Genomic DNA, 5607 nt, shown 5'->3' with positions numbered 1-5607 from the left:
GCCGTAAACGCCGAAACCCCGCCTGGTGGCGGGGTTTGCGGTGTGCTGCTGGGGAGCCTGACGATTACCTACTTTCACACGGGGATCCGCACTATCATCGGCGTGGAGTCGTTTCACGGTCCTGTTCGGGATGGGAAGGGGTGGGACCGACTCGCTATGGTCATCAGGCATGACGGGTTGTTCTGCTGCGTTTGTGGGCAGCAGAACCAATCGGGAAGAAGCGTGGGGGAGTAAAGGGGTGAGTTGTGTTGTTTGAGGCACAACGTCGATCACTTTGCCTGCGTGGTTTGCGCTACCCCCTGGCGGGGGCGGGATGTCCGCAAGTGCTCAAGCACTGACGGCCATCGCGAAACACACCGGTTATAGGATCAAGCCTTACGGGCAATTAGTATCAGTTAGCTTAACGCATTACTGCGCTTCCACACCTGACCTATCAACGTCCTGGTCTTGAACGACCCTTCAAGGGGCTCGAAGCCCCGGGGATATCTCATCTCAAGGCGAGTTTCCCGCTTAGATGCTTTCAGCGGTTATCTCTTCCGAACATAGCTACCCGGCGATGCGACTGGCGTCACAACCGGTACACCAGAGGTTCGTCCACTCCGGTCCTCTCGTACTAGGAGCAGGTCCCTTCAAATATCCAGCGCCCACGGCAGATAGGGACCAAACTGTCTCACGACGTTTTAAACCCAGCTCACGTACCTCTTTAAATGGCGAACAGCCATACCCTTGGGACCGGCTACAGCCCCAGGATGAGATGAGCCGACATCGAGGTGCCAAACACCGCCGTCGATATGAACTCTTGGGCGGTATCAGCCTGTTATCCCCAGAGTACCTTTTATCCGTTGAGCGATGGCCCTTCCATACAGAACCACCGGATCACTATGACCTGCTTTCGCACCTGTTCGACTTGTCAGTCTCACAGTCAAGCACGCTTATGCCATTGCACTATCAGCACGATTTCCGACCGTACCTAGCGTACCTTCGTACTCCTCCGTTACGCTTTGGGAGGAGACCGCCCCAGTCAAACTGCCTGCCATGCACTGTCCCCGAACCCGCTTCAGGGTCCAAGGTTAGAACCTCAAACAGATCAGGGTGGTATTTCAAGGACGGCTCCAGCGAGACTAGCGTCCCGCTTTCACAGCCTCCCACCTATCCTACACAGACCGGTTCAAAGTCCAATGCAAAGCTGCAGTAAAGGTTCATGGGGTCTTTCCGTCTAGCCGCGGGGAGATTGCATCATCACAAACACTTCAACTTCGCTGAGTCCCGGGAGGAGACAGTGTGGCCATCGTTACGCCATTCGTGCAGGTCGGAACTTACCCGACAAGGAATTTCGCTACCTTAGGACCGTTATAGTTACGGCCGCCGTTTACCGGGACTTCAATCAGGAGCTTGCACCCCATCATTTAATCTTCCGGCACCGGGCAGGCGTCACACCCTATACGTCCACTTTCGTGTTTGCAGAGTGCTGTGTTTTTATTAAACAGTCGCAGCCACCAGTTTATTGCAACCCCTTCACCCTCCTGGCGCAGGCCAGTCAAGCTACAAGGGCGTACCTTATCCCGAAGTTACGGTACCAATTTGCCGAGTTCCTTCTCCCGGGTTCTCTCAAGCGCCTTAGAATACTCATCTCGCCCACCTGTGTCGGTTTGCGGTACGGTCAATGTGAAACTGAAGCTTAGAGGCTTTTCCTGGAACCCCTTCCAGTTGCTTCGCTCCCGAAGGAGCTCGCGCCACGCCCTTGAATTCCGTGCCCGGATTTGCCAGAGCACCTTCTCCAACGCAGCGACCGGGACTTCCAACACCCGGACAACCTTCCGCGATCCGTCCCCCCATCGCATTTCACACTGGTGCAGGAATATTGACCTGCTTCCCATCAGCTACGCATTTCTGCCTCGCCTTAGGGGCCGACTCACCCTACGCCGATGAACGTTGCGTAGGAAACCTTGGGCTTACGGCGAGGGGGCCTTTCACCCCCTTTATCGCTACTCATGTCAGCATTCGCACTTCCGATACCTCCAGCACACCTTCCGGTGCACCTTCGCAGGCTTACGGAACGCTCTCCTACCATGCGTGCAAGCACGCATCCGCAGCTTCGGTATATGGCTTAGCCCCGTTACATCTTCCGCGCAGGACGACTCGATCAGTGAGCTATTACGCTTTCTTTAAAGGATGGCTGCTTCTAAGCCAACCTCCTGACTGTTTTAGCCTTCCCACTTCGTTTCCCACTTAGCCATATTTGGGGACCTTAGCTGGCGGTCTGGGTTGTTTCCCTCTTGACACCGGACGTTAGCACCCGATGTCTGTCTCCCGTGATTGCACTCTTCGGTATTCGGAGTTTGCTATGGCGAAGTAATCCGCAATGGACCCTTCAACCATGACAGTGCTCTACCCCCGAAGGTGATACACGAGGCACTACCTAAATAGTTTTCGGAGAGAACCAGCTATTTCCAGATTTGTTTAGCCTTTCACCCCTATCCACAGCTCATCCCCTAGTTTTTCAACACTAGTGGGTTCGGACCTCCAGCACGTGTTACCGTGCCTTCATCCTGGCCATGGATAGATCATCTGGTTTCGGGTCTACACCCAGCGACTAAAATCGCCCTGTTCGGACTCGCTTTCGCTACGCCTGCCCTAATCGGTTAAGCTCGCCACTGAATGTAAGTCGCTGACCCATTATACAAAAGGTACGCCGTCACCCGTTTCCAGGCTCCGACTGTTTGTATGCATGCGGTTTCAGGATCTGTTTCACTCCCCTCCCGGGGTTCTTTTCGCCTTTCCCTCACGGTACTGGTTCACTATCGGTCGATCACGAGTATTTAGCCTTGGAGGATGGTCCCCCCATCTTCAGACAGGATTTCACGTGTCCCGCCCTACTTGTCGTACACCTAGTTCTTCCATAATGTTTTCGCCTACGGGGCTATCACCCGCTATGGCCGCACTTTCCAGAGCGTTTGGCTAACACTACAGATAAAGAGTACAGGCTGCTCCCATTTCGCTCGCCACTACTCTGGGAATCTCGGTTGATTTCTGTTCCTGCGGCTACTTAGATGTTTCAGTTCGCCGCGTTCGCCTCACATGGCCTATGTATTCAGCCATGGATACTCCATTCGGAGTGGGTTTCCCCATTCGGATATCGGTGGATCAAAGCTCGTTTGCCAGCTCCCCACCGCTTTTCGCAGGCTACCGCGTCCTTCATCGCCTGTGATCGCCAAGGCATCCACCACATGCACTTGTTCGCTTGACCCTATAACGGGTATGTCTCACGGGCTCGCGCCCATTCGTCCACACGCGCTACAGGCTGAGTTTTCGCGTTGTGCCGTATTCCAAGCGCCCTCTTCTCGAGGACCCTAAAAAATACTTCGATACAATCACAACCCTGACCGGTCTACTCACGTCCATCTCAAGACGCTTTCACCAGTCTCTTTACTACTGCTTCTTCCTGATTGTTAAAGAACGACAGCCGATATGCGCTACTACCGCAATCGATACTGACCGGCGCAATCGCCAATACCAAGGCTCCGGCCACCTCGCGGCTACCAGCTTCTTGGGATTGGGGATTGGTGGAGGATGACGGGATCGAACCGACGACCCCCTGCTTGCAAAGCAGGCGCTCTCCCAGCTGAGCTAATCCCCCGCATCGTCTGTCAGGGTCATTCAGCTCGCACCGCCAAAGTGGTGGGTCTGGCTGGATTCGAACCAGCGACCCCCGCCTTATCAAGACGGTGCTCTAACCGACTGAGCTACAGACCCCTTCAGCCTGTCCTTCAATGCACAGCCGACAAGTGTGAGCGCTCAACTTCTGACGCAAGCTCTGGAAAGGAGGTGATCCAGCCGCACCTTCCGATACGGCTACCTTGTTACGACTTCACCCCAGTCATGAATCCTACCGTGGTGACCGTCCTCCTTGCGGTTAGACTAGCCACTTCTGGTAAAACCCACTCCCATGGTGTGACGGGCGGTGTGTACAAGACCCGGGAACGTATTCACCGCGGCATGCTGATCCGCGATTACTAGCGATTCCAGCTTCACGCAGTCGAGTTGCAGACTGCGATCCGGACTACGATCGGTTTTCTGGGATTGGCTCCACCTCGCGGCTTGGCAACCCTCTGTTCCGACCATTGTATGACGTGTGAAGCCCTACCCATAAGGGCCATGAGGACTTGACGTCATCCCCACCTTCCTCCGGTTTGTCACCGGCAGTCTCCCTGGAGTGCTCTTGCGTAGCAACTAGGGACAAGGGTTGCGCTCGTTGCGGGACTTAACCCAACATCTCACGACACGAGCTGACGACAGCCATGCAGCACCTGTGTGATGGCTCCCTTTCGGGCACATCCACCTCTCGGCAGACTTCCATCCATGTCAAGGGTAGGTAAGGTTTTTCGCGTTGCATCGAATTAATCCACATCATCCACCGCTTGTGCGGGTCCCCGTCAATTCCTTTGAGTTTTAATCTTGCGACCGTACTCCCCAGGCGGTCAACTTCACGCGTTAGCTACGTTACCAAGCCAATGAAGGCCCGACAACCAGTTGACATCGTTTAGGGCGTGGACTACCAGGGTATCTAATCCTGTTTGCTCCCCACGCTTTCGTGCATGAGCGTCAGTATTGGCCCAGGGGGCTGCCTTCGCCATCGGTGTTCCTCCACATCTCTACGCATTTCACTGCTACACGTGGAATTCCACCCCCCTCTGCCATACTCCAGCAATGCAGTCACCAATGCAGTTCCCAGGTTAAGCCCGGGGATTTCACATCGGTCTTACATCACCGCCTGCGCACGCTTTACGCCCAGTAATTCCGATTAACGCTCGCACCCTACGTATTACCGCGGCTGCTGGCACGTAGTTAGCCGGTGCTTATTCTTCCGGTACCGTCATCCTCCATCCATATTAGGAACAGAGTTTTCTTTCCGGACAAAAGTGCTTTACAACCCGAAGGCCTTCTTCACACACGCGGCATTGCTGGATCAGGCTTTCGCCCATTGTCCAAAATTCCCCACTGCTGCCTCCCGTAGGAGTCTGGGCCGTGTCTCAGTCCCAGTGTGGCTGGTCGTCCTCTCAGACCAGCTACGGATCGTCGCCTTGGTGAGCCTTTACCCCACCAACTAGCTAATCCGCCATCGGCCGCTCCTTGAGCGCGAGGCCTTTCGGTCCCCCGCTTTCATCCGTGGATCGTATGCGGTATTAATCCGGCTTTCGCCGGGCTATCCCCCACTCCAGGACACGTTCCGATGTCTTACTCACCCGTTCGCCACTCGCCGCCAGGGTTGCCCCCGCGCTGCCGTTCGACTTGCATGTGTAAGGCATGCCGCCAGCGTTCAATCTGAGCCAGGATCAAACTCTTCAGTTCAATGCCTGTTACTGTTTTCGGTTCATTCTCAGAACCGGTCGCTCACTCAACGTACTGACAGGGGCTTCCAGCTTGACACCGGAAACCCTCAATACTTACTGTGTGAGACTCTTGATACTTTCGCTTCTCCGGCAAGCCCGAAAGCTCACCGTGCGTCGCCATCAAGCGCCCACACTTATCGGCTGTGTATTGTTAAAGATCACTTCACGACTGAAAGACCCTGACCACCCTACCACCGTCTTTCTGCGCGTCCGCTGC

Annotated in this window: 2 tRNA genes and 3 rRNA genes; all 5 read right to left on the bottom strand. The window is 55.1% G+C overall.

Annotated elements, in window-relative coordinates:
• Positions 1-55: 55 nt before the first annotated feature.
• Positions 56-168: ribosomal RNA gene (rrf, locus tag BX592_RS33420) — 5S ribosomal RNA — on the bottom strand.
• A 196-nt stretch (positions 169-364) separates the two neighbouring features.
• Positions 365-3247 (bottom strand): 23S ribosomal RNA (locus BX592_RS33415).
• A gap of 314 nt (positions 3248-3561) precedes the next feature.
• Positions 3562-3637, bottom strand: a tRNA-Ala gene (locus BX592_RS33410).
• Positions 3638-3676: 39 nt separating this feature from the next.
• Positions 3677-3753 (bottom strand) — tRNA-Ile (locus BX592_RS33405).
• A 65-nt stretch (positions 3754-3818) separates the two neighbouring features.
• Positions 3819-5349 (bottom strand): 16S ribosomal RNA (locus tag BX592_RS33400).
• The 16S, 23S and 5S rRNA genes sit together here with 2 tRNA genes alongside, the layout of an rRNA operon.
• Between the last annotated feature and the right edge of the window lie 258 nt (positions 5350-5607).

It is taken from the genome of Paraburkholderia rhizosphaerae (assembly GCF_004366595.1).
Lineage (GTDB): Bacteria > Pseudomonadota > Gammaproteobacteria > Burkholderiales > Burkholderiaceae > Paraburkholderia > Paraburkholderia rhizosphaerae.
The sequence above is the reverse complement of the archived record's forward strand: the minus strand, read 5'-3'. Positions and strand labels throughout refer to the sequence as shown.